Source organism: Pseudoxanthomonas sp. LjRoot204_2 (assembly GCF_056175765.1).
The window spans coordinates 1-1,116 of sequence record NZ_JBGFFG010000706.1 but is presented as its reverse complement, the minus strand read 5'-3'; the positions used below and the strand labels follow the sequence as shown (position 1 = coordinate 1,116).

Here is a 1,116-nt window from a genome sequence, read left to right as displayed (position 1 = left end):
CCTTCACGCGATCGACCATCTCGCCGGCGGACACGATTTCCTTGCCCGGGCGATGGCCGCACCGCTTGGCGCCCACCTGGTCCTCGATGTGGCATGCGGCAGCGCCGGCCTTGATCAGCGACTTCACCGTGCGCTCGATGTTGAACGCGCTGGGGCCGAAGCCGGTGTCGATGTCGACCATCAGCGGCAGGTCGCAGACATCGGTGATGCGGCGCACGTCGATCAGCACGTCTTCCAGCGTGTTGATGCCCAGGTCGGGCAGGCCCAGCGACCCTGCGGCGACGCCGCCGCCGGACAGGTAGATCGCCTTGTAGCCGGCGCGCTTGGCCAGCAGGGCGTGGTTGGCGTTGATCGCGCCGATCACCTGCAGGGGCGATTCGGCGGCGAGCGCGGCGCGGAACTGCGCGCCTGCGGACGGGGTGCTCATGCGACGTGACTCCTCATCGGTCAGCGAGCGGCCTCGGCCTGGGGCCGGTGCCGGAGGTGCGTGAAGGGTACGCCCCTCTTCGGGACGCAAATCTGGCACCATCCTCAGGGTTGATCAATCTTGATCGAACGAATCAATATTTCTCGATGGCCTCCGCGACCGACCTTCTGTCCGCCCGCGACACCTGCCGCCTGCTGGGCATCAGCCAGGCCACGCTGTACGCCTACGTCAGCCGTGGCCTGCTGGAATCCCGCCCCGGCAAGGACCACCGCAGCCGCCTCTACCTGCGCCAGGACGTGGAGCGCCTGGCCCAGCGCAAGCAGGTGGGGCGCGGCGCGGCGCGGGGCGCGGCGCAGAGCCTGGACCGGGGCCTGCCCGTTCTGGAGACGCAGATCTCCCTGATCCGCCCGGATGGCCCTTACTACCGCGGTCGTTCGGCGATCGGCATGGTCCACGACGGCGCCACGCTGGAAGACGTCGCGCGGCAACTCTGGGACTGCGGCGAGGAGGACCCGTTCGCCGCGCCTTCGTCGACCCCGTGGCCGACGCTCGTCGCGCCGCTCGCCTCCGATCTCGCGCTGCCGCCGCTCGAGCGCGCGATGGCGGCGATCCCGCTGCTGGCGCTGGACGTGCGCCACTCCTTCAACTCGGCGCCCCGCGTGCGCCACGAGATCGCCGCCGGACTGCTG

Annotated in this window: 2 protein-coding genes; one reads left to right on the top strand and one right to left on the bottom strand. The window is 70.3% G+C overall.

Annotated features, from left to right (window positions below; all coding sequences use genetic code 11):
- The coding region (locus AC04L7_RS19260) for an isocitrate lyase/phosphoenolpyruvate mutase family protein (protein WP_475513783.1) at positions 1 to 427 on the bottom strand (427 nt) is incomplete at its 3' end.
- Between the two features lie 146 nt (positions 428 to 573).
- On the opposite strand from AC04L7_RS19260, the gene AC04L7_RS19255 reads away from it, so the two are divergent.
- Positions 574 to 1,116: helix-turn-helix domain-containing protein (locus tag AC04L7_RS19255; RefSeq protein WP_475513782.1), on the top strand; the 543-nt coding region annotated here is incomplete at its 3' end.